At 71.1% G+C, this 25,019-nt stretch carries 23 protein-coding genes; 12 read left to right on the top strand and 11 right to left on the bottom strand.

Annotated features, from left to right (window positions below):
• Nucleotides 1-5: 5 nt before the first annotated feature.
• Complete coding sequence (nrdR, locus tag BJ999_RS31245) at nucleotides 6-479, top strand: transcriptional regulator NrdR (RefSeq protein WP_179836585.1); 474 nt, start codon at nucleotides 6-8, stop codon at nucleotides 477-479.
• 118 nt (nucleotides 480-597) lie between these two features.
• On the top strand, nucleotides 598-3,414 hold the full coding sequence (locus tag BJ999_RS31240; RefSeq protein ID WP_179836584.1) for a vitamin B12-dependent ribonucleotide reductase: 2,817 nt from the start codon (nucleotides 598-600) through the stop codon (nucleotides 3,412-3,414).
• A 172-nt stretch (nucleotides 3,415-3,586) separates the two neighbouring features.
• On the opposite strand, the gene BJ999_RS31235 is transcribed toward BJ999_RS31240, so the two are convergent.
• A complete protein-coding gene (locus tag BJ999_RS31235; protein ID WP_179836583.1) occupies nucleotides 3,587-5,074 on the bottom strand; it encodes an MFS transporter in 1,488 nt (495 codons plus the stop codon).
• A gap of 102 nt (nucleotides 5,075-5,176) precedes the next feature.
• On the opposite strand from BJ999_RS31235, the gene BJ999_RS31230 reads away from it, so the two are divergent.
• The 3 genes from BJ999_RS31230 (at nucleotide 5,177) to BJ999_RS31220 (ending at nucleotide 7,934) form a co-directional block, all read left to right on the top strand.
• Entirely contained in the window at nucleotides 5,177-5,776 is a 600-nt protein-coding gene (locus BJ999_RS31230; protein WP_179836582.1) for a TetR/AcrR family transcriptional regulator, read from the top strand.
• A gap of 194 nt (nucleotides 5,777-5,970) precedes the next feature.
• Nucleotides 5,971-6,912 carry an RNA polymerase sigma-70 factor gene (locus tag BJ999_RS31225; protein ID WP_179836581.1) on the top strand — a complete coding sequence of 314 codons (942 nt, stop codon included), beginning with the start codon at nucleotides 5,971-5,973 and terminating at the stop codon, nucleotides 6,910-6,912.
• An 86-nt stretch (nucleotides 6,913-6,998) separates the two neighbouring features.
• On the top strand, nucleotides 6,999-7,934 hold the full coding sequence (locus BJ999_RS31220; protein ID WP_179836580.1) for an NAD-dependent epimerase/dehydratase family protein: 936 nt from the start codon (nucleotides 6,999-7,001) through the stop codon (nucleotides 7,932-7,934).
• A gap of 262 nt (nucleotides 7,935-8,196) precedes the next feature.
• Here the strand turns inward: BJ999_RS31220 and BJ999_RS31215 are convergent, their stop codons facing one another.
• Together BJ999_RS31215 and BJ999_RS31210 are read right to left on the bottom strand one after the other, a co-directional pair.
• Nucleotides 8,197-8,892: a DoxX family protein gene (locus BJ999_RS31215; RefSeq protein ID WP_179836579.1), complete on the bottom strand. Its 696-nt coding sequence runs from the start codon at nucleotides 8,890-8,892 to the stop codon at nucleotides 8,197-8,199.
• A gap of 98 nt (nucleotides 8,893-8,990) precedes the next feature.
• Complete coding sequence (locus BJ999_RS31210) at nucleotides 8,991-9,878, bottom strand: serine hydrolase (RefSeq protein ID WP_179836578.1); 888 nt, start codon at nucleotides 9,876-9,878, stop codon at nucleotides 8,991-8,993.
• Between the two features lie 129 nt (nucleotides 9,879-10,007).
• Between BJ999_RS31210 and BJ999_RS31205 the strand changes: the two genes are divergently transcribed.
• The 3 genes from BJ999_RS31205 to BJ999_RS31195 all read left to right on the top strand — a co-directional run bounded on the left by BJ999_RS31205 (nucleotide 10,008) and on the right by BJ999_RS31195 (nucleotide 13,290).
• The gene (locus BJ999_RS31205; RefSeq protein WP_179836577.1) at nucleotides 10,008-10,910 is read left to right on the top strand and encodes a LysR family transcriptional regulator; all 903 of its coding nucleotides are present in this window, start codon (nucleotides 10,008-10,010) and stop codon (nucleotides 10,908-10,910) included.
• Between the two features lie 180 nt (nucleotides 10,911-11,090).
• Nucleotides 11,091-12,254 carry an alpha/beta hydrolase gene (locus tag BJ999_RS31200; protein ID WP_179836576.1) on the top strand — a complete coding sequence of 388 codons (1,164 nt, stop codon included), beginning with the start codon at nucleotides 11,091-11,093 and terminating at the stop codon, nucleotides 12,252-12,254.
• A 94-nt stretch (nucleotides 12,255-12,348) separates the two neighbouring features.
• Nucleotides 12,349-13,290 (top strand): hypothetical protein, encoded by a 942-nt coding sequence (locus BJ999_RS31195; RefSeq protein WP_218935308.1) that lies wholly within the window; start codon nucleotides 12,349-12,351, stop codon nucleotides 13,288-13,290.
• Between the two features lie 263 nt (nucleotides 13,291-13,553).
• On the opposite strand, the gene BJ999_RS31190 is transcribed toward BJ999_RS31195, so the two are convergent.
• From BJ999_RS31190 to BJ999_RS31180, 3 genes are all read right to left on the bottom strand, one after another.
• Nucleotides 13,554-14,519 (bottom strand): pirin family protein, encoded by a 966-nt coding sequence (locus BJ999_RS31190; RefSeq protein ID WP_179836574.1) that lies wholly within the window; start codon nucleotides 14,517-14,519, stop codon nucleotides 13,554-13,556.
• Between the two features lie 109 nt (nucleotides 14,520-14,628).
• Complete coding sequence (locus tag BJ999_RS31185; RefSeq protein ID WP_179836573.1) at nucleotides 14,629-15,189, bottom strand: carboxymuconolactone decarboxylase family protein; 561 nt, start codon at nucleotides 15,187-15,189, stop codon at nucleotides 14,629-14,631.
• Nucleotides 15,190-15,262: 73 nt separating this feature from the next.
• Nucleotides 15,263-15,598: a winged helix-turn-helix transcriptional regulator gene (locus tag BJ999_RS31180; protein WP_229810156.1), complete on the bottom strand. Its 336-nt coding sequence runs from the start codon at nucleotides 15,596-15,598 to the stop codon at nucleotides 15,263-15,265.
• A gap of 115 nt (nucleotides 15,599-15,713) precedes the next feature.
• Between BJ999_RS31180 and BJ999_RS31175 the strand changes: the two genes are divergently transcribed.
• Nucleotides 15,714-16,763, top strand: a complete 1,050-nt coding sequence (locus BJ999_RS31175; RefSeq protein ID WP_179836572.1) for a lipoate-protein ligase LplAB — start codon at nucleotides 15,714-15,716, stop codon at nucleotides 16,761-16,763.
• A 127-nt stretch (nucleotides 16,764-16,890) separates the two neighbouring features.
• Here the strand turns inward: BJ999_RS31175 and BJ999_RS31170 are convergent, their stop codons facing one another.
• Complete coding sequence (locus BJ999_RS31170) at nucleotides 16,891-18,312, bottom strand: MFS transporter (protein WP_179836571.1); 1,422 nt, start codon at nucleotides 18,310-18,312, stop codon at nucleotides 16,891-16,893.
• Nucleotides 18,313-18,432: 120 nt separating this feature from the next.
• On the opposite strand from BJ999_RS31170, the gene BJ999_RS31165 reads away from it, so the two are divergent.
• The 3 genes from BJ999_RS31165 to BJ999_RS31155 all read left to right on the top strand — a co-directional run bounded on the left by BJ999_RS31165 (nucleotide 18,433) and on the right by BJ999_RS31155 (nucleotide 21,468).
• Nucleotides 18,433-19,068 carry a TetR/AcrR family transcriptional regulator gene (locus BJ999_RS31165; protein ID WP_179836570.1) on the top strand — a complete coding sequence of 212 codons (636 nt, stop codon included), beginning with the start codon at nucleotides 18,433-18,435 and terminating at the stop codon, nucleotides 19,066-19,068.
• A gap of 118 nt (nucleotides 19,069-19,186) precedes the next feature.
• Nucleotides 19,187-20,710: a TerD family protein gene (locus tag BJ999_RS42520; protein ID WP_179836569.1), complete on the top strand. Its 1,524-nt coding sequence runs from the start codon at nucleotides 19,187-19,189 to the stop codon at nucleotides 20,708-20,710.
• Between the two features lie 95 nt (nucleotides 20,711-20,805).
• The gene (locus BJ999_RS31155; protein ID WP_179836568.1) at nucleotides 20,806-21,468 is read left to right on the top strand and encodes a nitroreductase family protein; all 663 of its coding nucleotides are present in this window, start codon (nucleotides 20,806-20,808) and stop codon (nucleotides 21,466-21,468) included.
• Nucleotides 21,469-21,483: 15 nt separating this feature from the next.
• Here the strand turns inward: BJ999_RS31155 and BJ999_RS31150 are convergent, their stop codons facing one another.
• The 4 genes from BJ999_RS31150 to BJ999_RS31135 form a co-directional block, all read right to left on the bottom strand.
• The gene (locus BJ999_RS31150; RefSeq protein WP_179836567.1) at nucleotides 21,484-22,116 is read right to left on the bottom strand and encodes an HhH-GDP family DNA glycosylase; all 633 of its coding nucleotides are present in this window, start codon (nucleotides 22,114-22,116) and stop codon (nucleotides 21,484-21,486) included.
• 72 nt (nucleotides 22,117-22,188) lie between these two features.
• The gene (locus BJ999_RS31145) at nucleotides 22,189-22,908 is read right to left on the bottom strand and encodes a ribonuclease HII (RefSeq protein WP_179838942.1); all 720 of its coding nucleotides are present in this window, start codon (nucleotides 22,906-22,908) and stop codon (nucleotides 22,189-22,191) included.
• Nucleotides 22,909-23,039: 131 nt separating this feature from the next.
• Entirely contained in the window at nucleotides 23,040-23,645 is a 606-nt protein-coding gene (locus BJ999_RS31140; protein ID WP_179836566.1) for a response regulator transcription factor, read from the bottom strand.
• Nucleotides 23,646-23,650: 5 nt separating this feature from the next.
• Nucleotides 23,651-24,796: a sensor histidine kinase gene (locus tag BJ999_RS31135; RefSeq protein ID WP_179836565.1), complete on the bottom strand. Its 1,146-nt coding sequence runs from the start codon at nucleotides 24,794-24,796 to the stop codon at nucleotides 23,651-23,653.
• Nucleotides 24,797-25,019 lie beyond the last annotated feature (223 nt).

Here is a 25,019-nt window from a genome sequence, read left to right as displayed (position 1 = left end):
CAAACGTGCACTGCCCGTTCTGTCGCAACCCTGACACCAAAGTGATCGACAGCCGTTCGACCGATGACGGGGGCGCCATTCGGCGTCGCCGGTCGTGCTCGGAATGCGGCAAGCGATTCACGACGCAGGAGAATGTGCTCGTGATGGTGGCCAAGCGCAGCGGGGTCACCGAGCCGTTCTCCCGGGAAAAGATCATCGCCGGTGTGCGCAGGGCCTGCCAGGGCCGTCCGGTCGACGAGGATGCGCTCGCGAAGCTGGGGCAGCGGGTCGAAGAGGCGATCAGGTCGTCCGGGTCCGCGGAAATCCCCTCGCACGAGATCGGCCTCGCGATCCTGGGGCCGCTCGGCGAACTCGACGAGGTCGCCTATCTGCGATTCGCCTCGGTCTACCGGGGCTTCGAGTCGCTCGACGACTTCGCCAAGGAGATCGAAGCACTGCGGAAGACCGGTTCCTCGGGGGAGCCCGGCCCGTCCCGTTAGGGACGGTTCCGGAAACACATCAGCACACGTAAAGGCGTCTCCGCGCGGGCATGGCCCGGGCGGCGGCGTGGTTGTTCCTGGACAGGGCCCGGCGGGAGGGCCCGAGAGGGGGAAGGTCATGACGGAGACGGTGAGCGGCTCGGCGGCGCGGCGCGGCAAGGGGGGCCGCAGGGGGCTGAAGGTCGAGCGCATCTTCACCACGCCCGGCGTGCATCCGTACGACGAGATGCGCTGGGAGCGTCGTGACGTCGTCATGACCAACTGGCGCGACGGCTCGGTGAACTTCGAGCAGCGCGGCGTCGAGTTCCCCGACTTCTGGTCGCTGAACGCCGTCAACATCGTCACGTCCAAGTACTTCCGCGGGGCGGTCGGCACGCCGCAGCGGGAATGGAGCCTGAAGCAGCTCGTCGACCGTGTCGTCCGCATGTACGTGGACACGGGCCGCAAGGAGGGCTACTTCGCCTCCGACGAGGACGCCGAGATCTTCGACCACGAACTGAAGTACGCGCTGGTCCACCAGCTGTTCAGCTTCAACTCCCCCGTGTGGTTCAACGTCGGCACGAAGTCCCCGCAGCAGGTCTCGGCGTGCTTCATCCTGTCCGTGGACGACACGATGGAGTCGATCCTGGACTGGTACAAGGAAGAGGGCGTGATCTTCAAGGGCGGCTCCGGCGCCGGCCTGAACCTCTCCCGCATCCGCTCCAGCCGCGAGCTGCTGTCCTCGGGCGGGACGGCCAGCGGCCCGGTCTCGTTCATGCGCGGCGCCGACGCGTCCGCCGGAACGATCAAGTCGGGCGGCGCGACCCGCCGTGCCGCCAAGATGGTCGTGCTGGACGTCGACCACCCCGACATCGGGGAGTTCATCGAGACCAAGGCGCGCGAGGAGAACAAGATCCGCGCGCTGCGGGACGCCGGGTTCGACATGGACCTCGGCGGCAAGGACATCGGCAGCGTCCAGTACCAGAACGCCAACAACTCCGTCCGGGTGTCGGACGAGTTCATGCACGCCGTGGAGTCGGGCGGGCAGTTCGCGCTGCGGGCCCGGATGACCGGCGAGGTCGTCGAGAAGGTCGAGGCCAAGGAGCTGTTCCGGCTGATGGCCAAGGCGGCGTGGGAGTGCGCCGACCCCGGCATCCAGTACGACGACACGATCAACGACTGGCACACCAACCCCGAGACCGGGCGGATCACCGCGTCCAACCCCTGCTCGGAGTACATGAGCCTGGACAACTCGTCCTGCAACCTCGCGAGCATCAACCTGCTGAAGTTCCTCACGCCCGAGAACGCCTTCGACGTCGCGAGGTTCGTCAAGCTCACCGAGCTGATCATCACGGCGATGGACATCTCCATCACGTTCGCCGACTTCCCGACGGAGAAGATCGCGCAGACGACCCGCGACTACCGGCAGCTCGGCATCGGCTACGCCAACCTGGGCGCGCTGCTGATGGCGACCGGGCACGCCTACGACTCCGAGGGCGGACGGTCCCTCGCGGCGGCGATCACCTCGCTGATGACGGGCGTCGCCTACCGGCGGTCGGCCGAGATCGCGGGCGTCGTCGGCCCGTACGCGGGCTACGCGCGCAACGCCGAGGGCCACAAGCGCGTCATGCGCAAGCACGCCGCCGCCAACGACGACGTCCGCATGCTGGGCGCGATGGACAAGGCGATCCACGCCGCCGCCGCCAAGCAGTGGGCGGACTGCCTGAAGGCCGGCGAGAAGAACGGCTACCGCAACGCGCAGGCCAGCCTGCTCGCCCCCACCGGGACGATCGGCCTGATGATGGACTGCGACACCACCGGCATCGAGCCGGACCTTGCGCTGATGAAGTTCAAGAAGCTCGTCGGCGGCGGGTCCATGCAGATCGTCAACCACACGGTGCCGCGCGCCCTGAAGCAGCTCGGCTACCAGCAGGAGCAGATCGAGGCGATCGTCGAGTACATCTCCGAGCACGGCCACGTCGTGGACGCGCCCGGGCTGCGGCCCGAGCACTACGAGGTGTTCGACTGCGCGATGGGCGAGCGGGCGATCAGCCCGATGGGGCACGTCCGGATGATGGCGGCCGTCCAGCCGTTCCTGTCCGGCGCGATCTCCAAGACCGTCAACATGCCGGAGCAGGCCACCGTCGAGGACATCGAGAAGGTGTACTTCGAGGGCTGGCGGCTCGGCTTGAAGGCCCTGGCGATCTACCGCGACAACTGCAAGGTCGGCCAGCCGCTGTCCGCAGCGGGCAAGAAGGAGGAGCCGAAGGCCGCGGCGCCCGCGGAGACGACGCCGCGCCCCGTCCGCAGGCGGCTGCCGAAGCAGCGTCCTGCGACCGTGACCCGCTTCTCCGTGGCGGGCGCCGAGGGGTACATGACCGCCTCGTCCTACCCGGACGACGGCGTCGGCGAGGTCTTCCTCAAGCTCGGCAAGCAGGGCTCCACGCTCGCCGGCGTGATGGACGCCTTCTCCATGGCGATCTCCATCAGCCTCCAGTACGGCGTCCCGCTGGAGACGTGGGTGGAGAAGTTCACCAACATGCGGTTCGAGCCGGCGGGCATGACGGACGACCCGGACATCCGCATGGCGACCTCGGTGATGGACTACATCTTCCGCCGCCTGGCGCTGGACCACCTCCCGTACGAGGAGCGCGCCGAACTCGGCATCTTCACCGCCGGCGAGCGCGCGATGCAGGCCAACGGCGAGGACCCCGCCGCCCTGCACGCCGAGGAGGAGGTCGACCACGAGTCGCTGGCGCAGTCGGCCGAGATCGCCCGGCCGGCGGCGCCCGCCCCGGCCGCGGTCGGCGGGGCGCGCTCGTCCATGGAGGTGATCGAGAGCCGCCAGGGCCGCACGGCCGACGCGCCGCTCTGCCTCACCTGCGGTACCAAGATGCGCCCGGCGGGCAGCTGCTACGTCTGCGAGGGCTGCGGCTCGACCAGCGGCTGCAGCTGATCCGGAGCCGATACCGGCTGCGTAGTGCCTGGTCAGAGCGGGGTATCGGTCACAGGCCGGTACCCCGCTCTCGCTTTCGCGTGATCGTTTGTTGCGTTGAGCGCAGCTCGACGTTCGATCCGCGGCCTACCGCGACCGGCCTTGCCGGGTCTCGGGCGAAGCATCGACTGGGTTATGCGTCCGTCATCGGATGGGGCTCCTCGCCACGCAGGGGTTCGGGCGCGGGGTCTTGACGGGTCCTCATGGTCAGGGCCAGCAGGATGGTGCAGGCGGTGAAAGCAGCTCCGACGGTGAAGGCCGTAGTCGCCCCCTTGGTGAAGACGTGGTGGCCTGTTCCGTGTGCCGTGCGGGTGGCGGCGCCGAACGCGGTGACGAGGATGGCCAGCCCCAGTGCGCCGCCGATCTGCTGCATGACGTTGAGCAGGCCGGAGGCGGCGCCGGCGTCCTCCGCGCGTACGCCGGAGGTCAGCACGGTGGTGACCCCGACCAGCAGGGTGCCCATGCCGAGGCCGGCGATGAGTGTCGGGCCGAGCAGCGATCCCGCGTAGTCGGCCGACGGTGTGAGCCGGGCCAGCCAGAGGAGGCCCACGGTGATGGCCGCGGCGCCGGAGGCGGTGAGCGTCTTCGCGCCGAGGCGGGGCAGCAGCCGAGCGGAGGCGTTGGAGGAGATGAGGATCAAGACGGTCAGCGGCACGAACGCGAGGCCGGCCTTCAGCGGGTCGTAGCCGCGGATCTGCTGCAGGAACTGGGTGAGGAAGAAGAACATGCCGTTGCCCGCGGCCATGACGAACAGCAGGCCGAGGTAGCCGGTGGCTCGGTTGCGGTCGGCGAACAGCCGCAGCGGAGTGATCGGCTGCCGGACATGGGCCTCGATGGCGACGAACAGCGCGAGCTGGATGACGGCCGCGCCGAGCGCGCCGAGGGCGACCGGGTCGCCGAAGTCCTGCTCGGCGGCGCGGATGAAGCCGAAGACGAGTGCGGTCATGCCCAGGGTCGAGGTCAGCGAGCCGGCGAGGTCGAAGCGTCCTGGACGGCGGTCGGTTTCGGCGATGAACAGCGGGGCCGAGATGAGCAGGACGGCGCCGACCGGCACGTTGATGAACAGGACCCAGCGCCAGGAGATCCAGTCGGTGAGCATTCCGCCGGCGATCAGGCCGAGGGCGGCGCCGGAGCCGGAAACGGCCGCGTAGGCGCCCAGCGCCCGGCCTCGCGCGGCCGGGTCGGGGAAGCCGAGGGTGATCAGGGCGAGGACGGTCGGTGCGGCGACGGCGGCGCCGATCCCCTGACCGGCGCGGGCGACGAGCAGCATTCCGGCCGAGGTCGACAGCCCGCCGGCCAGTGAGGCGACGGTGAACACGGCGACTCCGCCGATGAGTGCCCGCCGCTGGCCGAAGATGTCGCCGATGCGTCCGCCGAGCAGGAGCAGCCCGCCGAAGGCCAGCATGTAGGCGTTCAGCACCCACGACAGATCGGCGGGGGAGAAGGCCATGTCGCGCTGGATGTGGGGCAGGGCGATGTTCACCACGCTGGTGTCGAGGATGAACATCGTCTGGCAGGTCAGCACGATCGCCAGCACGAGGCCCGGTCGGCGCTGCGATCCGGGCGGATCGGGCACACGGGTGGCCCCCGTTGTCGGCGTGGGCAGGATCTCTTCGGTCATGATGCTCCTCGCTGCGGCGGTGGGAGTTAAACGAGGAGGCTCCTCGCTTCAAGTTCGGTACGATATGAGGAGCTTCCTCGTTTAGCAACCGGCGGAGGGTTCATGACGAATGGGCGGGTGACCGGGCGGGCGCCGCGCAAGGACGCGCGGCGCAACTACGAACGGCTGCTGACGGCGGCGCGGGCGGCGTTCACCGAGCAGGGCGTCGGCGCGTCCCTGAACGACATCGCGCGCAGGGCCGGCGTCGGGAACGTGACCCTCTACCGGCACTTCCCGACCCGCCAGGCGCTTCTGGAGGCTCTACTGGGTGAGAGCCTGCGCGGGCTGCGCGTACGCTCGGACGCACTGCTCACCGCCGCCATGCCCGGCGACGCACTGGCCAGATGGTTCGAGGCCGCAGTGGAGCATGCGATGACCTATCGCGGCCTGGTCGACGCCCTCGTTGACAGCCTCGCCGATCCGGAATCGGACCTGCACGCCAGTTGTCAGGCCATGAAAGCGGGTGGGGCGCAGCTGTTGGTGCGCGCTCAGCAGGCCGGGGCCGTCCGGCCGGACGTCAGTGCCTCCGCGCTGTTCTCGCTTGTCGCGGCGGTCGCTTGGGCCGTGGAACGAGCACCTGAGGACCGTGAGCAAATCCTGGCCGTCCTGTTCGACGGACTTCGCCCCGCTACGGACCCCGTACGCGGTGACGGCGGCGCTTGAGACCGAGACTCGGGCGGGCATAGCGCACCCGCTGAACACTGCCCCGGCATGCGAGCGGACCTTTGCCCGCTGATTCGTTCGGGCTGATCGGCTTCGGCCGAACTGCCGGAAAGACAGAGGCCCGCCGTCCGGATGGCCCGATCCACGAGACGGGCGGCGACCAGCTGGACGCTGCGGAGGACTAGAATCGGATCATGCCTTTGTCGGTTGAGGACATTGACCGGTTCGAGCTGGCGAGGCCCCGTCTGCAGGCCATCGCCTACCGTCTCCTCGGTTCCGCGGACGAAGCCCAGGACGTCGTGCAGGAAACGTTCTTGCGCTGGCAGGCCGCCGACGTCGCCCGCGTCGAGGTCCCCGAGGCCTGGCTGACGAAGGTGCTCACCAACCTGTGCCTCAACCAGCTCACCTCCGCGCGGGCACGCCGCGAGACCTACGTGGGCCGATGGCTCCCCGAGCCGCTGCTCGCGGGGGACGTGATGCTCGGGCCCGCCGACACGGCCGAGCAGCGCGAATCGGTGTCGTACGCGGTCCTCACCCTTATGGAGCGCCTGTCTCCCAACGAACGGGCCGTTTATGTGCTGCGGGAGGCCTTCGACTACCCGCACCGGGAGATCGCCGAGATCCTCGACATCACCGAGGCCGCCAGCCAGCAGATCTTTCACCGTGCCAAGAAGCATGTCGCGTACGGCAGAACGCGCAGCGAGATCGATGATGCCGCCGCCCATCGGGTCGTCGAGGAGTTCCTGGCGGCCGCCGCCAGCGGCCAGACCGATGAGCTCGTACGCCTCCTCACCAAGGACGCCGTCTCCGTCGGCGATGGCGGAGGGCGGGTCCCGGCACGCACCAGGGCGTTCGAGGGAGCCGCCGCGGTCGCGAAGTTCGTCCGGGCCCTGTTCGAGCCCACCGAGGCCAAACGCGCCATCGTCGGCGGCTCGTCCGAGATCTACGCCTGGGTCGCCAATGGCGAGCCCGCCGTTGTGGCCGTCGTGGACGGCCGGGTCGTCGCCGTCATGTGCCTGGAGGTCACAGCCGAGGGCATCAATGCCTGCCGTACTCAGGCGAACCCCGACAAGCTCGAACGCGCGACCCGGCAATGGGCGGCGGCCGACCATGGGGAGCCTCTGCTCACGGTGTGACGTAGGTCACCTTCGACTTCTGTCAGCAATCGCCGGGCCATCCGGTTCAGGTGGCGAACCCGGACCGGAGAGCAAGGGAGCCGACGATGAGAGTACTGGTGGCAGGAGCGACCGGAGCGATGGGCAAGGAACTCCTGCCTCGTCTGGTCGAAGCGGGGCACGAGGTGTTCGCCATGGTCCGCAGCGAATCCGGCAAGTCCGGGGCGGCCCGGCTGGGCGCGGTACCGGTCATCGCCGACGCGCTCGATCGCTCCCAGGTCGAGGCGGCCGTGCGCGAGGCGGCACCAGAGGTGATCGTCAACCAGTTGACCGCCATCGGGGACGTCGACACCCGCCATTTCGAACGCAGCTTCGCCGCCACCGACCGGCTGCGGATCGAGGGCAACGACAACCTGCTCGCGGCCGCGCGCGCCACCGGTGTACGACGGTTCGTCGCCCAGAGCAACGGCGCGTTCACCTACGACCGCACCGGCGGGCGGATCAAGAGCGAGCAGGACCCCTTGGACCGCTCACCGGTCGCCCCGATGGCCTCGATGATCGCCGCGGTCGAGCATCTGGAGAAGGCCGTGCTGGGCGCCGACTGGACCGAGGGGATCGTGCTGCGCTACGGCGCGTTCTACGGGCCGGGCACCTCCATGGCGCCGGGTTCCGAGCAGCTGGAGATGATCCGCAAGCGGAAGTTCCCGGTCGTCGGCGACGGCGGCGGAGTGTGGTCGTTCGTCCACATCGCCGACGCCGCGGAGGCCACGGTCGCGGCGGTGGAGAACGGCGGCCGCGGTGTCTACAACATCGTCGATGACGACCCCGCCCCGGTCGCCGAATGGCTGCCGGAACTGGCGGTGATGCTGGGCGCCAAGAAGCCGCTGCGCGTACCGCGGTTCATCGGACGGCTGGCAGCCGGAGAGGCCGGAGTCGTGCTCATGACCGAACTGCGTGGCGCATCCAACGCCAAGGCCAAGCGCGAACTGGGCTGGCACCCGGCACACCCCACGTGGCGCCAAGGCCTCCAGCCTGTGGCGTGACTTGCTGAGCCGCCGCCGTCCACGAGTGGGCGGAGCAGTCAGGGGGTCGGATCGCCGAGGCGGTCGGCGCGAGCGGAGCGTCGCCGGCCACCAGCGGGCGCCTGCTCATCGCCGCCGGATTCGTGCGCCGTCGCCTCCGTCCGGGGCGCAGGACTCACTGCCACGGATGGACGATGACGCCTGGGAGCGGGGCGGGCATTCGCTCGCGGTCCAGTGGTCGCGGAGTGAGGGATCGGCTTCGGCCGGTCCCTTCTCGCGTGCCTCAGTTCGGTGTGTCGGTGTCGTCGGCGGGGCGCTTGGCCGGCTGGGTGGTCGAGGCGCGGCGGCGCTGGGACGGCTTGCGGCGCCCGGCCACCAGCACGTCGTCGGGGTCGTCGGCGGGCTTGTCCGGTTTCTCGGACGGGTCCGGGGCGGGGAGAGCGGGGGGCTTGGAGGGGCGGCGCGGCTTCTTCACGGGCTTCAGCTCGGCCTCGCGCAGCGACTCCACGAAGCTCGCCGCGTCGTCCTCGTCCTCGTCACCCGGACCGGGGCGGCGGACGCGCTTCGCGATCACCCACTGGTCGAGGGTCAGGCGGCCGCCGCCGCCCGCCGCGAACAGCAGGCTGGCCATGCCGAGCGCGAGGACCAGTTCGTAGCCGTCCTGGACGGTCCCGCCGTCCACCATGAACAGGCCCTGGTCCGCATGGACGAAGATGAACGCGCCCGCCATGTCGATGAAGAGCAGAGCCCCGGTGACCGGCAGCCCGAGCCCGACGATCAGCGCCGCCCCGCCGAGGAGTTCGACGAACGCGGAGTAGACGGCCGCGGCGGTCGGCAGCGGAACGCCGAGGGCGTCGAACGAGCGGCCCGTCGCGGTCACCCCAGCCTCGATCTTCTGCCAGCCGTGCGCCATGAAGACGATGCCCACGCCTAGCCGCGCCAGGACGGCGACGACGTCGTACAGCGGACGAGTGCGCATGCCAGCGGCTCCTTCGGCGCGGGGGACGGGCCCTGGTTCGACGGAGAGTATGACGGCCCGGATGCGGATCTCGCGAACATCGCAGGTGAACGGGCCGTTCAGGTTTCGATGGAGCCGCGGGTGAAGGCCGCGGCGACGGTTTTGCAGGCGTGCTCGACGGCTTCGATCCCGTCCCGCAGGGTGGCGCCGCGTTCTGAGAGGGCGGCGAGCAGAAAGGTGCGCCCGGCGGCGCGGACGATGCCGATGCTGTTGACCGTCCAGGCGTGGCCGTGCCTTTCGCGGGGGAGCCAGCCGTTCTTCACTTCGGCGCCGGTCCCGGCCGCGCCGACTCCCCACGCCTGCTCCGGCACGACCTCCCCCATCAGGTGGCGGACGTAGCGTCGGCCTGAAAAACCGAGCGGGCCGTCCGCCGACGTGAGAGCGGCCAGCAGCCGGATCTGGTCGGCGGCGCTGGTCGTCGTCGACCCCCAGGAGCCGCCGGGGCCCGGCTTGGTATCGCGCAGGCCCAGTCTCTCGTTGGCGGAGGCCAGGCCGTCCCCGCCGCCGATGGAACGCCACAGCGCGCCGGCGGCGTCGTTGTCGCTGACCTTGATCGCCCGTTCGGCCAGGGCCTTCTCGGTGGACGTGAGCGCGCGCCGCTCGTCCTGCGCCCGGAGCAGCACCGCCATGACGATGTCGACCTTGACGATGCTGGCCGTCGCCGTGCGCAGGCTCCCGCCATAGGAGTACGAGAGGCCGGTGGACACCTCGCGCACCGAGATCGACAGATCGCCGGGCCTGCCGTCCAGGTACCGGTGGAGCGCGCGGGTGAGTTCCTCGCGCTGGGATCGGGTGAAGGTGGGCGTCGTCGCCTGCCGCCTCGGAGCCGGGGTCGTCGCGGCCATCGTAGGGGCGGCGGTGGGCTCGCGGACGAACGTCGTCGAACGGGCCACGAGGATCGCGGTCGCGGCGAGCACCGCGCCGGCGAGGAGCACGGCCCGTCTCATCGACGGCGTCCTGCGTCGGAATCCATGATCGGGAGTCTCGTGAGCCGGCCGTTACCCCTGCGTTAGCACCCCCTGGCGGCCTGCAAGAGGAACTGTGCATGACCGGTTATGTGGTGAGAGCATCAGCACATGATGGGTTCTCGCCAGCTGGAGTACTTCAGGGCGGTGGCGCGTGAGCTGCACTTCACGCGTGCGGCGGAGACGTTGCAGATCGCGCAGCCCGCCCTGTCGCAGCAGATCCGCAAGCTGGAGCGGCAACTCGGCATCACGCTGTTCGAGCGCAACAACCACCGGGTCGAGCTGACACCGGCCGGCGCGGCGCTACTGGAGCATGCCGAGCGGATCCTGTCCGACATCGCGGCGGTCGAGGACGAGATGCGCGGCTGGGCGGAAGGGACGCGGGGCCGGATCCGCCTCGGTGGAGCCCGCGGCCTGACGGCCCGGCTCGCGCGCCTGCTGGCGGAGTTCTCCGCGGAGTTCCCGGCGGTCGACGTGGAGTTGCGGGAGATGAACACCGAGGAGATGGTGGCGGACCTCGGCGGAGGACGACTCGACGCGGCGACCGTCGTCCGGATGCCGCCGCAGGAGGAAGGACGGCGGTTGGAGTCCCTCCCGCTGGGCGAGGAGCCGCTCGTCCTCATCACCTCGGAGTCGGCGCCGCTCGGGGGCAGGTACAGGGTGCCCGTCGCCGCGCTGGACGGTGTCGACCTGGTCTGCTATTCGCCGGGCTCGGTGATCCGCGAGATCGTCCTGTCCGCCTTGGCGGCCGCCGGCGCGGCGGCGCGCATCCGGTTCGAGACGCGGGAGTACAGCACGGCCCGGGCCATGGCGAGCGTGGGACTGGCCGCTGCCGTCGTCCCCCGCTCGGTGGCCGAGGAGCCGGGCCAACCGGTGAGCATCGTCCGCCTCGAACCGGAACCGACCTGGGCGCCGTCCCTTGCCTGGCCTGCCGGACGCCGTCCGGGTCCCGCGCTGGCCGCGTTCATCGACTTCGTCGCGCGCCGTCCGGATCTCGCCTCGATCGGGCCCTGACGGCCGGACGGCCGAGAAGCCGAAGCGGCTTGCGTGCGTCTGCGCGCCAGGTCTGCCGGAGCAGGAGTGATAAGCCAAGGATATGACGACAAGCTTCGCTAGGTCTTGGACATCTTGCAGGCATCGGCAGGAGCATGGAGGCGTCCCACAGAACGTGGACCACTGACGGAGGAGCACGACATGAACCGTGGCGAGCTTGGGCGGCACGAGTACGAGGGACTGATGGGACGCACGCCCGAAGAGGCGCTCGAAGAGGTGCTCCGGACGTCCCCGCAGATGTTCGAGACCGTGGTGGAGGGGGCGTTCGGCGGGGCTCTGGCCCGTCCCGAACTGAGCCGCCAAGCGCGGGAGCTCGCCTCCGTCGCCATCATCGCGGCCCTGGGAGGCGCCGACCGCCGTCTCGCCAGCCACGTGCGGGGAGCGTTGCGTCAGGGCGTCGAGCCGTCCGAGTTGCTGGCGCTTTGCGAGCACATCTCGGTCTATGCGGGCTTTCCTCGCGCGCTGGACGCGCTCGCCGTCGTCAACGGCGTTCTGGAAGAGCAGGACGTTCCGAAGCCGCCACAGATGCACCGCGTCGCGCTGGCCGACCACGAGACCGTCGTCGCGCAGAAGGGCGACCGCGGACCGGCTGTGATCCTTTCGCATTCCCTGGGCGTGGACTGGCGCATGTGGGAGCCCGTCATGGAACGGCTGGCGAACGGCCGGCGGGTCTTCGCCTACGACTTCCGCGGCCACGGCGGCGCCGCCGGAGCGCCGCGGCCGTTCACCATGGACGACCTCGCCGCGGACCTGCTCGGCGTCCTCGACGCGTTCGACGTGGACCGGGCGCACGTCGTCGGCCTGTCGATGGGCGGCGGCATCGCCCAGACCGTCGCCGTCCGCGCACCCGAACGCGTCGCCTCGCTGGCGCTGCTCGCCACCACCGACCACGCCTTCGACGCCTTCGAGGACCGCGCTCGCTCCGGTGAGGCCGACGGCATGGAGGCGCAGCTCGTCCCCACGCTGACGCGCTGGTTCACGCCCGCCGCGCTCGCCACCGACCCGTGGGGCGTCCGGTACGCGCGGGAGCGCATCCGGCGCTCCGACTCCGCCGACTGGGCCGCGGCCTGGCGGGCCTTCAAGGGCGTCGACGTCCGGGACCGCCTCGCCGGGGCGGACTTCCCGACCCTGGTGCTCGCGGGTGAACTGGACGCCTCGACGACCCCGGAGATCATGTCCGGCATCGCCGAGCGCATCCCGGGCTCGACGTACCGGGAGCTTCCCGGCACGCCGCACATGCAGACCCTCGAACGTCCCGACCTCGTCGCCGAAGCCCTCGACGCGTTCCTTCCGGCCGAACGCTAGAGCCGACGCCCATCCGCCGCGCGGGTGAGGCGGACGCCCCGCACGGGGGAGTCGGCGACCGCCCGGCGGACGGCAGGCTTCGATCATGACGGGAATGTCCGGAGTGATCGGGACGAGATGGGAGGCGGCGCGACGGCTCGGCGGGTATGGCGCCGCCGCGTCGCTGTCGCTGTACCTGGCGGTCAAGGTCGTGTGGATAGCGGCCGCGGCGTTCGGCCACGCTCCAGCGGATTTCGGCGGCGCGGACTGGATCGTGCTCAACGTGGTGACGGTCGGCATGTCCGCGACCGGGATCGTCCTGGGGCTTGTCCTGGCTCGGGGCACGCGGTGGCGGATTCCGGCCGCGCCCCTGGTCTTCTTCACCTGGGTGGGAAGCGGCTTCCTGATCCCCCTCATGCCCTACACCCTGGTCAGTGCGGTCCTGGGCGCCGGTGAGGAGGATGCCGGTGGTGACGCGGCACCGTCCTGGGAGATGACTCTCATCGGCATCGGATTCACCGGCATGGCCCTCGGCCTCGCCATCGCGCTCCCCATCTACATGCGGGAGCGATGGCCGACCGCCTTCCTGGGACGCCTCCCCGACCGCAGAAGAACCGCCGTCCGGCGCGCGCGCACGGCAGCCGTCTTCACCACTGTGCCGACCGCCTTTTGGACGCTCTGGGCGGCAGGCGCGGAACTCGGGCTCGATCCCGCACACCGCGACCTGGTCGACCTGAACGCCCGGCTCCTCCTGGGCGATTCGGCGCTCTGGGCACTGCTCGGCGTCTGGAGCGTCCTGGCCGTCAGTTCCGCACGCCCGAACGTGCCTGCCTGGCCGCCGATGGCCCTCGGGTTCACCGCGTCCGGCTCCCTCTTCGCCTGGGGCGGCTGGAAACTCGCGGTCGCACTCCTTCGCCCAGGCGGCTACACGCCCGCCGAGTATCCGATCGCCGCGATCGCCCTCAATGGGCTCGCCGCCGCAGGAGGCGTCCTGATGCTGAGCACCCTCCTCGCCTCCCTCCGCGCCCCAAGCGCACCGCCCGCCGGCACGCAGTAGCCCACGCAGGTGCCCCCACCAGACCCCGTCCAGAGGGGCACCTGCCCAGGAAGCCTGTCCAGACATACGCCTGACCCTGTGTGTGCTGTCGAGGCGCGGGGTCTGTCGAGGCGCGGGGTCTGTCGGGACGCGGGTCTGTTCAGGCGTGGGCTTGTTCAGGCGTGGGCTTGTTCAGGCGCGGGCGCCTGTTCAGACGTGGGCCTGTTCAGACGTGCGCCTGACCAGGGGACGCCCGGCCGGGAGGCCGGGCGCGGGGGCGCCGTTCAGCGAGTCCGGCCCCTTGACTTCAGCGGTGTCGCCGGCATGGCGGGTGCCGGGATGGGGGAGCCGCCATACCCGCGCACGGTGCCGAACCGGTCGCCTCCCATCCAGTCCTCCCGGGCCCGGGCGATCTCTTCTCCCGTCCGGGCGACGAAGTTCCACCACATGACGAGCTTCTCCTCGAACGGCTCACCGCCCAGCAGCATGAGCCCGCTCGCGACGTCGGCCCTCAGGGGCAGTTCGCGGCGGCCGGATCCCAGGTACAGCATCGAACCGGGGTCCACGCGCATGCCGTCGACCTCCGTGACGCCGGACATCGTGAGTGCGGCGTACTCGAAGTCCGGTTCCAGGGGCAGACGCACGTCGGCGCCGTCCGCCAGGGCGATGTCCGCCCCGACGATGGGCGTGAAGACCGTGCCGGGTGACGCGGCCCCGTCCAGTTCCCCGAGGATCACGGTGGCGCTGAAACCCGGACCGTCGACGACGGGCAGGTCGGCGTGATGCTCGAACGCCGGGTCCGTGTTCCTGTCGGACTCGGGCAGCGCCACCCAGAGTTGGGCCCCGTGCAGGACGGGGCCGTGCCCGCGCGGCGACTCCTCCGAGTGCGAGATGGCCCGCCCGGACGTCATCAACCCGAGTTCCTTCGGCCGGACGGTCTGCAGGCTGCCCAGGCTGTCGCGGTGAAGCACCTCGCCGCCGTGCAGCCAGCTCACCGTCTGCAGGCCGATGTGCGGGTGCGGCGGCACCTGCATGCCGGGCTCGTCGGTGATGTCGTCCGGCCCGTAGTGGTCGACGAAGCACCAGGCGCCGACCATCCGCCGGCCCAGGCTGGGCAGCAGCCGCCGGACGATGGTGCTCTCACCGAGCGGCACCCGCCGGGGCGGCAGCAGCTCATGGACCGGCCCTCCCGGGGCGTCCACCCGCCCCCCGCACTCGACCGGCTTCGGCTTGACGTCGAGATTGCTCACCAGACCACCTTCCCCGCGGCCCTCCCCGCGACGCCGCCATTCAACAATGCCCCTCGCCCAGCCCACCGAACCGCCCCGCCCGTGTGTGGAGACGGGTCGGGGCCCGGTGTCATCGGGGGGGCGAGGTGGGGAAGGCGGGGGCCCAGGGCTCGTTGTCGATCTCCAGTGTGTTGATCAGTTGGCTGATGGTGCGATACCAGCCGGTGAGCACCAGGAGTTCGAGAAGCTGGGGCTCGTCGTAGTGCTCGGCGAGGGCGGTCCAGGTTCGGGGGGACATGCGGGCCGAGTCGTGGAGTTCGTCGGCCGCGCTCAGCAGCAGGCGCTCCTTCGGCGACCAGGGGGCGCCGTCGCCGGACACGGTCGCCTGGAGCTGCTCCCGACTGAGCCCGGCGGCCTCGCCGAAGGTCGCGGCGTGGACGCCCCACTCGTACTCGCAGCCGGCGCGGGCGCAGGTCCGGTCGATGATGATCTCGCGGTCCCGGGCGGGCAGGCGGCCGTGGGCGAGCAGCCCGGCGCCGAGCACGCGCATGCGGGACGCCAGCTCGGGGTTCCGGTGCAGGGTGCGGAACAGCACCAGCGGGTCGCGGGCGACGTCCGGTGGCATCCATCTGGCCAGGGCGGCGGCGATCTCGGTGGTGTACGGGGGATCGAGCGGGGCGATGCGCGGCACGGCGGCCTCCCAGGTGCTTCGATTTTAGAAGCAGTCTTGCGCTTCGGAAACAGAAGCGCAAGAGGGTGCCGTGTCAGCCGGGGCCCTCGTCGAGCGCCGCGGCCCACCGGTCGGACCATCGCGACAGCGGACGGAGTGCCTCGCGGGCATCCCGGCCCAGCTCGGTCAGGGCGTACAGGTTCTCGGGCGTCTGGTGGACGAGGCCCGCGTCGATCAGTTCGAGGAGCCGCTGCCGCAGGACGCTGGAGGACATGTCGTCGCAGCGCTGCTGGAGGGTGCGGAAGCCGAGAGGCCGGTCCTGCAATTCCCAGACGATGCGCAAGGTCCAGCGGCGCCCGAAGAGGTCCAGGGCCGCCATCAGCGGGCGGCCCCCGGACGAGCCGCGCACCGGTCTTCCCGGTTTCGGCATGCCCCCTCCTGTGGTCAGGTTCCCGGAACACTAGCCGCAGCGGCCGCCTGCCGCTGCGCCATGTTCCCGCACGCGGCGGAATCCAGTGCGAGGCCGCGGGGTTCAGATGTACGTGATGCACGGTGAGTACAAGGTCCCGGGCGGCAAGCTGGTCGTCGCCGATGTCGACGTCGTGGACGGGCTGCTGCGCGGCCCGAGGATCAGCGGCGACTTCTTCTTGGAGCCGGACGACGCCCTTGAAACGATCAACGCGGCCCTGGACGGGCTGCCCGCCGGGCTCGACGCCCGGGCGATCGGGGTCCGCGTCCAGGCGGGCCTTCCGCGGGACACGGTGATGCTCGGCATCACCGCCGAGGCCGTGGGGATCGCGGTGCGGCGGGCCGTCGCGCGGGCGTCCGACTGGCGCGAGCACGACTGGCGGCTCATCCACGAGCCGCCGCAGGACCCCGCACTGCACATGGCCCTCGACCAGGTGCTCGCCGAGGAGGTCGGGGCGGGACGGCGCCCGCCGACGCTGCGGGTGTGGGAGTGGGCGTCGCCGGCGGTGGTCATCGGCAGCTTCCAGTCGCTGCGCAACGAGGTCGACGCCGCCGAGGCCGAGCGCCGCGGCGTGGACGTGGTCCGCCGGATCAGCGGCGGTGGCGCGATGTTCATCGAGCCGGGCAACACCATCACCTACTCGCTCTACGCGCCGGAGAGCCTGGTGGCGGGGATGTCCTTCGCGGAGAGCTACGCCTTCCTCGACGACTGGGTGCTGGGCGCGCTGGGCGAACTCGGCATCAGGGCCTGGTACCAGCCGCTGAACGACATCACCTCCGACCACGGCAAGATCGCCGGGGCCGCGCAGAAACGGCTCGCCGCCGGCGCCGTGCTGCACCACGTGACCATGGCCTACGACATCGACGCGGACGCGATGATGAAGGTGCTCCGCATCGGCCGGGAGAAGATCTCCGACAAGGGCATCGCCAGTGCGGTCAAGCGCGTGGACCCGCTCCGCCGCCAGACCGGCCTGCCCCGCGAAGAGATCATCGATCGCATGATCGCCCATTTCCGCGGCCGCTACGGCCTTTCCGACGACCGCGTGACCGAGGACGAACGACGCCTCGCCGACAAGTACGCGACCGACAAGTTCACCACCCCCGCTTGGACCGCCCGAGTCCCCTGACTCCCACAACGCCCTTTCTCGCGGCCGACGTCGACGGCGTTTCCCGTGGTTTCCTCCCACGTGCCGAGCCTCCCTTCCTCCGTGTGTGGGCCTTGGTCTGCGCATGTGTGGTGTCGTGCGGGTGGGGTCAGGCTGTTTGGTGGTGGGGGCATGGAGTGGGTTCCGGGGTGGGATGTTGTTCCTGTTGGCTGGTTCGCTCGGGGCGGGCTATCAGGCGCCAGGCTGCCAGGGCTGCGGTGAGGTAGGCGGCTCCGACCAGTGAGAACGCGATGGTCGCGCTGGTCGTCCAGTTGGTGGACGCGCCCAGGACGGCGCCGATGACCGCGATGCCGATGAGCGTGCCTATCTGGCGGCCCGTGTTGAGGACGGAGCCGGCGACGTTGCCGTTTCCGGGGCCCGCGGCGTCGACCATGACGGCCGTCATGGCGGGGGAGATGATGCCGCCCGCGATGCCGGTCGCCGCCAGGGCCGCGGCGGTCGTCCAGTAGGGGCTGGACGGGGTGATCGTGGTCAGCGCGAACGAGGCCGCGGCCGCCAGGAGGAGGGAGGCGGTCAGCAGGGGTCCGGCTTTGACGCGGGCGGACAGGTGCGCGAAGGCCAGGTTGCTCAGCGGGATGAAGACGGTCATCGGGAGGACCATCAGACCCGCCCGGAGCGGGCCGGCGCCCGCGCCGTGCTGGAAGTAGAGGCCGACCAGGAAGAGCGTTCCGAAGAACGCGGCGTTGAACAGGAACCCCACGGTGTTGGCGCCGGTGAAGCGCGGGCCGCGGAACAGCGCCCATGGCATCACGCCGGCGGGGGCGCGGCGCTCCCTCAGGAAGAGGAGGGCGGTGGTGCCCAGCGCCACGGCGATCGCGGTGAGGACCGGCAGGGACGTCCAGCCGCGGTGCGGTCCTTCGATCAGGGCGAAGCTCAGGGCGCCGAGGCCGGCGGCCAGTGCGGCGTGGCCGGGGAGGGCGAGCGGGGCGCGGCGGCCGGGGACGGGGGCGATGTGGCGGCGGGCCAGCGCCATGCCCACGATCGCGAACGGCACGTTGAGCAGGAAGATGCTGCGCCAGCCGAGCGTGCTCACCAGGACGCCGCCGGCCGTCGGGCCGAGGGCGATCGAGGACGACACGATCGCCGACCACAGGCCGAGCACGCGCGTGCGGCGCCGCGGGTCCGGGAACGCGTCGACCAGCAGTGCCAGCGAGCTCGGCATGAACAACGCCGCGCCCGCGCCCTGGACGAGCCGGGCCGCGATGAGGACCTCGATCGCGGGGGCGAGCGCGGCGGCCAGCGAGGCGGTGAGGAACACCGCCATGCCCCACAGGTAGACCCGCCGGGCTCCGAGTCGCCCGGCGAGACCGCCCGCCAGCATCAGCAGGGCGGCGAACGTCAGCACATAGCCGTCGACGGCCCAGGTGAGGCGGCTCAGCGGGGCGTGCAGGCGCTCCTGGACGGTCGCCCCGGCGATCTGCATGACCGTGGCGTCCACGCTCGCCATCACGAAGCCCGCGGCGAGCGCGGTGATCTTCATGGCGGGGGAGCCTCCGTGTCCGGATGCCATGATCAGTCCCTTCGTCAAGCGGACGGGTCGCGTCCGCTTCGGGGAAAGTTAGCGCAACCGGACGCGAGCTGTCCACTTGAATCGGACCGGAACCGTCCGCTTGTGGCTAGAATCCGGTTCATGAGCGGTACCAGGAGCGCCGTGGACCGGCTGCTGGACGACGGCACGGGCCGCCGCCCGCGGGCCGACGCCCGGCGCAACGTGGAACGTCTCGTCGCGGCGGCGCGCGAGGCGGCCGGCGAGATCGGCGGCGAGGTCACGGCCCACGAGATCGCGCGCCGCGCCGGGGTGGGCGTCGGAACGTTCTACCGGCGCGTCAGCACGCTGGAGACGCTGCTCGAAGCGGTCCTCGCCGAGGTGCTCGGCGAGATCGTCGCCAAGGGCGACGAGGGGCTCGCCGATCCCGACCCCTGGGAGGGCTTCAGCGAGTTCGCGACGTCCTACACCCGGCTTCGCAACGAACTGTGCGACATCAACTACGCGCTGGGCGGCGGCATCGACCACGCGCGCGCGGAACTGCGCGAGCGCATCCGTCTCCTCGTGGAGCGGGCCCAGGGCGCCGGTGCCATGCGCGCGGACATCACCTGGCAGGACGTCGCGTTCCTGCTGGTGTCGGTCTCCACCGGCGATCACACGGTGGGCCTGCAGGCGGGTGACCAGCAGCGGGACCGCAACCTGCGGATCGTCCTGGACGGCCTGCGCACGCCCGAACCCGCGCCGCTGCCGGGAGCGCCGCCCACCGACTCGTCCGGGTGAGGCGCGCGAGCGAAACGGAACTCCCCGGAGCTTCCGTGCGTCCTCCTCTCATGGCATGTCGCGGGGCCGGGCGGCTGCCCGTAGGTTGGTGACAGTCGGTCGATGACGAGGAGCGTTCATGTCGATGCAGAAGGGCGCCAACACGGCGGTTCCGGTTCCTTCGGTGCGGGTCGAGCTCGGCTGGCAGGGCGGCCCCGGCGTGCCCGACGCGGACGCCTCGGCGCTCCTGCTGGCGGACACCGGACGGGTCCGCTCGGACGACGATTTCGTCTTCTACAACCAGCCCGTGCACGGTTCGGGCGCGGTGCGGCACGAGGGCAAGCAGCAGGGGCCGACCGTCCTTGACGTCTTGGCGGTCGACCTGAACCGGGTCGAGCCCGCCATCGACAAGATAGTCATCGCCGCGTCCTCGGACGGTGGGACGTTCTCCAAGTTCCAGGGGCTCTACGTGCGCGTGGTGGACGCCGCGGCCGGCGCGGAGGTCGCCAGGTTCGAAAGCCAGGGCGCCACCACCGAGACGGCGTTCGTGCTCGGCGAGCTCTACCGCAGGCAGGGCGCGTGGAAGTTCCGTGCGATCGGCCAGGGCTACGACTCCGGGCTCGCCGGGCTGGCCACCGACTTCGGCATCAGCGTCGACGAACCCGGCCAGGCGGCGCCTCCCGCACCTCCGCAGCCGCCGCCCGCGCCGCCGCAGCCGCAGGCCCCGCCCCCGCAGGCGCCGCAGGAGCAGTACGCGCCCCCCGGCGGTCAGTACGTACCTCCGCCGCCTCCCGGCGGCCAGTACGCGCCCCCGCCCCCGCCTCCTGGCGGGCAGTACACGCCTCCGCCCGGCCAGTACGCCCCGCCGCCTGGTCAGTACCCGCCTCCGCCCGGGCAGTACGCGCCTCCGCCTCCCGGCCAGTACCAGCCCCCGGCGGACCAGTACGCCCCGCCCGCCGGCCAGCACCAGCCGCCGCCCGGGCAGTACGCGCCCCCGCCTCCTGCCGGGGCCGCGCCGCCGCAGCAGCAGGGCGGCAAGATCTCCCTGACGAAGAACGCGCCGTCGGTGTCGCTCACCAAGCACGGGGCGACGGGCGGCCACATGCGCGTCAACCTCAACTGGACGGCGCGCGAGGGCGCGGCCAAGGGGCTGCTCGGCAAGCGCCGCCGCGGCGTCGACCTCGACCTCGACCTGTGCTGCCTGTGGGAGCTGAAGGACGGCCGGAAGGGCATCATCCACGCTCTCGGCGACATGGGCGCGCTGGACCGCCCGCCGTTCATCAAGCTCGACAAGGACGACCGCACCGGCGCGGTCGAAACCGGGGAGAACCTCCACATCAACCTCGACCACACGGCGGACTTCAAGCGGATCCTGGTGTTCGCGGAGATCTACGACGGCGCGGACGACTTCCGGGGCATGGACGCGGTCGCCACGCTGTTCCCGGTGGGCGCGCCGCCGATCGAGATGCACATGAACGACTGCATGGACGCCTCCCGCGACGCGGTCCTGGCACTCATCGAGAACGTGAACGGGGAGCTGGTCGTCCGCCGTGAGGGCCGGTACGTCATGCCGCCGCCCGGCCGTCCGCGCTGGGGCAAGATGACGGTCGACCAGGCGTACGGCTGGAACCTGGAGTGGGTCGCCTCGCGCGGCAAGGACTGAGCACCCCGCGACGTGCGGAGTGCCGGAACGGGCCCGGAACGTTGGCTGATCCTGCCGATTGTCCCGGGCCCGTGGCCGACGGTAGGAACGGTCACATGAGCACCCAGCCGCAGTACCCCGTCGTGCCGGCGCCCCGTTTCGACGTCCCGCCCGAGCAGTCGGTCGAGCGTGCCCGGGCGTTCGCCGACACGATGACGCTGCGCCGCACCGTCCGGGACTTCTCCGACCGCCCGGTGCCGCGCGAGGTCGTCGAGCACGCGATCCGGGGCGCGGCGACGGCGCCCAGTGGAGCCAACCTGCAGCCGTGGCGTTTCGTGGTGGTGACCGACCCGGAGCGCAAGAGGCGCCTCAGAGACGCCGCAGAGCGGGAGGAGCGGGAGTTCTACGAAAAGCGCGCCTCACAGGAGTGGCTGGACGCGCTGGCTCCCCTCGGCACCGACTGGCGCAAGCCGTTCCTTGAGGACGCCCCCGCGGTCATCATCGTCTTCGAAGTGCACAAGGGCCCTGAGACGCCGCGTCCGTACTACGTGAAGGAGTCCGTAGGCATCGCCGTGGGGTTCCTGTTGGCCGGACTCCACCAGGCGGGCTTGGCGACCCTTACCCACACCCCGAGCCCCATGCGCTTCCTGAACGAGGTGTGCGACCGCCCACAGGAGGAACGCGCTTACGTCGTGATCCCCGTCGGCTACCCCGCGGACGACGCGATGGTGCCCGACATCGCCCGCAAGCAGGTGGACGAGGTCGCCCTCTGGACGTGACGCGTACGCGTCCCCTCACGCGGCCTTCAGGTGGTCGGCGAACTTCTTGTCCCGGGCCACCCTGACGAGCGCCGCGGTGAGCCGTGCCAGGTCCTTCTCCGGCACCTGCGAGGCGAGTTCCCCGGCGTCGCTGGGCAGGCCGAGCCGCTCGGCGCCCTTCTTCACCTGGTCGTCGACGTAGGGGCGGAGCCATGGCCAGATGGCCTGCGCCTCGCGGCAGAAGATGTCCACTCCGGTGGGGCCGATGCCGGGGAACTCCCGCAGCAGGTCCGCCGCCTTCTCGGGGTCGCGTCCGGCTTCGACGGCGAGCCGCCTCAGATCGCCCTTGTACCTGTCCTCGACGATCTCCGCCATGTCGCCCAGCCGGGACGCGGTGCTCTCGTCGTAGCGGACGTAGTGGCCCCGGCCGAGCGCGTCGACGCGCTCCTGCCAGGTGAGCCTGGCCATGCCGCGTGCCGTGCCGCCCCCTGCCTCGAACAGCTCGCGGGCGGCGGCGAGGGCGATGTCCGAGGAGATGCGGGCGCTCAGCAGGTTGGCCAGGACGAGCAGCTTGAACAGTGCGGCGGGCTGGTCCTTCAGGGTTATGCCGGCCTCCTCGGCGAACGTCCCGCCGGATTCCCGCAGCAGCTTCTTGACGACGGCATCCATGGCATCCACCTCCCGTGTCTGCCGCTCTACCCGAGCCGTCGAGGATGACTCGTGCAGGGGGTCACGGGGGATTCACAGCAGGCTGAGCTGTCCTTCACCGGCGAGCGGATCGCGGTGCTTCTTCATGTGCCGCCAGCGTGGGAGGTCGTCCAGGTACGACCAGGACAGTCTGTGATGCGGCGTGGGCCCGTGCTTCTCCAAGGCCTTCTGATGGACGGGTGAGGGGTATCCGGCGCTGTCGGCGAACCCGTAGCCGGGGAACTCGCCGTCCAGATCCGCCATGAGCCTGTCCCGATGGACCTTCGCCAAGACGGACCCGGCAGCGACGGTGACCGACCTCTGGTCGGCCTTGATCTCGCACCGGACGCGCCAGGGACGGCTGAGGAAATCGTGCTTGCCGTCGAGGATGACCACATCGGGCTGGACGGGCAGCGACTCCAACGCGCGGACGGCTGCCCGCCTCAGGGCGGCGGTCATCCCCAGCTCGTCGATTTCTTCCGGGCTGGACGCGCCTATGGCGTGCCCGGCCAGCCAGTCAGGAAGGATTTCCGCGAACGCCTCGCGGTGAGCATGCGTCAGGAGCTTGGAGTCGGTCAGCGCGACCGTCTTCTTCCCGCGTCCAGGCAGGACCGGCGGCGGGCTCAGATCCGTCACCGCCGCGCACACCACGACGGGACCCGCCCATGCGCCGCGCCCGACCTCGTCCACTCCCGCGATCACGATCGGGCGGCCGCTCCCGGACGGCGCGGCCCGCAGCTCCTCCTCGATCTCGTAGCCCGCAGCCCGCAGCACGCTGGGGGCGGCGGGCGAGGGGACCAGCCCGGGGAGGGCACCGGTGGAGTCGGTCAAGGGGTCTCCTTAGAGCGCGGACGGCCTGCGCCATCGATCGTAGGGGCGCGTCGTCCCGCACGCCCGTAGGCGGTTCACAGCCAGCCGTTGTGGCGTGCGGTCCCCACCGCCTCGATGCGGTTGCGCGCCCCCGTCTTGCCGATGGCGGCGGACAGGTAGTTGCGGACGGTGCTCTCCGACAGACGCAGCCGCCCGGCGATGTCGGCGACGGTCGATCCGTCGGCCGCGGCGCTCAGCACGTCCCGTTCCCGTTCGGTCAGCGGGTTCGGGCCCACCGACAGGGCGGCGGTGGCCAGTGCGGGGTCGACGACCTGCTCTCCGGCCAGGACGCGGCGCAGTGCGACGACCAGGTCCTCGATGGGGCCGTCCTTGACCAGGAACCCGCCGGCGCCCGCCTCCATGGCGCGGCGCAGGTATCCGGGGCGCCCGAACGTGGTGACGATAAGGATCTTGCATGCGGGCAGTTCCCGGCGCAGGTCGGCGGCGACGTCCAGGCCGCTGCGGCCGGGCATCTCGATGTCGAGCAGAGCGATGTCCGGTTCCGTTCGCAGCGCCTCGGGCAGGACCCGCGCGCCGTCGCCGACCTGGGCGACGACCTCGATGTCCTCCTCCAGGCCGAGCAGCAGCGCGAGCGCGCCGCGCATCATGCCCTGGTCCTCGGCGAGCAGAACTCTGATCACGGGGCTCACCGTCCACCGGCGTCCACGGTCGCCGTGGCGGGGACGGTGACGGTGAGCAGGAAGCCGCCGTCCGGAGCGGGGCCCGCCTGGACGGTTCCGGCGACCAACTCCATCCGCTCGGAGAGACCCCGCAGGCCGTGGCCCCCGGAACCGCCCTGCCAGCCGGAACCGCCCTGCCCGGCGCCGTCGTCCTTCACCTCCAGGACGGCACTGTCCTCGCCGTTGCGGACGGTGATCTCACACCGTCCGGCGCCGCTGTGCCGGATGACGTTCGTGACCCCTTCGCGCACCGCCCAGCCGAGCAGGGCGCCCGTCCGGGGCGCCAGTGGCGGCCCCGTGCGCCGGACGGAGACGTCCACGCCGCTGTCGGCCAGCGCCATCCTGGCGGCGTCCAGCTCGTCGGCCAGCCCGCGGCCGCGGTAGCCGCTGACCGCCTGGCGGACCTCGTCGAGGGCCTTGCGCCCCACGGTCTCGATGTCGGCGGCCTGCTCGGCGGCCACCGCGGGATCGCGCTCGGCGACGCGCCTGACGGCCTGCGCCTTGACCACCATCAGCGACAGCGTGTGGCCGAGCAGGTCGTGCAGGTCGCGGGAGAACCGGAGCCGCTCGCGCGCCACGGCGGCCTCGGCCAGTTCCTCCCGGGCGTCGCGCAGCTGCCCGATCGCGGTGAACAGCCGCAGGATGACCGCGGTCACGACCCCCGCGGTCACGGTCCCGTACCAGTTGGCGGCGAGGGCGCCGCCGTCCTCGCCGCCCAGCAGGCCCGCGAGGACGCCCAGCGACGAGACGCCGCCGATGCCGATGAACAGCGGCAGCTCCGGCCGTCCCGACCTGCCGGGGAGGTGCCCCACGACGACGCCGGCGGCGAGACCGAGGAGGGGGAACAGGGTGTACCACCGTCCCTGGAAGGCCAGTGCGGCGGCGGATGCGACACCCGCCTGGGCGACCAGGAGAACGATCGGCAACCGCATCGGGTAACGCCCGTCGAACGCGGTGCGGACGACGGCGAAATGCAGGAAGGCGAAGACGACCAGCGCGGGAATCGCGAGCCACAGCGGATGGGCCCTGCCCTTGACCATGTCCCAGACCGGCCACACAAGGATGACGAGCCAGAACACGAACGCCTGGCCACTCGGACCATTACGGTCCAACAGCTCCAAGTCCAGGGCCGGGACACGCCGAGTCGGGGTGCCTTTCCAGGGGGTCACGCGACGTTCTCCTCGTTCACGGGGCCACGGTACGCGGACTTCCATGCCGGAAGCAGAGCTGAACATCTACTTCTGGACAGGACAAATGTCCTGCTCGCGGGTGCGGCCCGGGCTCTGCTCCGCACCAGGCAGGCTCGGTGTAAGCCAACGAACAGCGCGCGGGTAG

Source organism: Actinomadura citrea (assembly GCF_013409045.1).
GTDB classification, from domain to species: Bacteria; Actinomycetota; Actinomycetes; order Streptosporangiales; family Streptosporangiaceae; genus Spirillospora; species Spirillospora citrea.
This window is presented reverse-complemented; position numbering and strand designations above follow the sequence as displayed.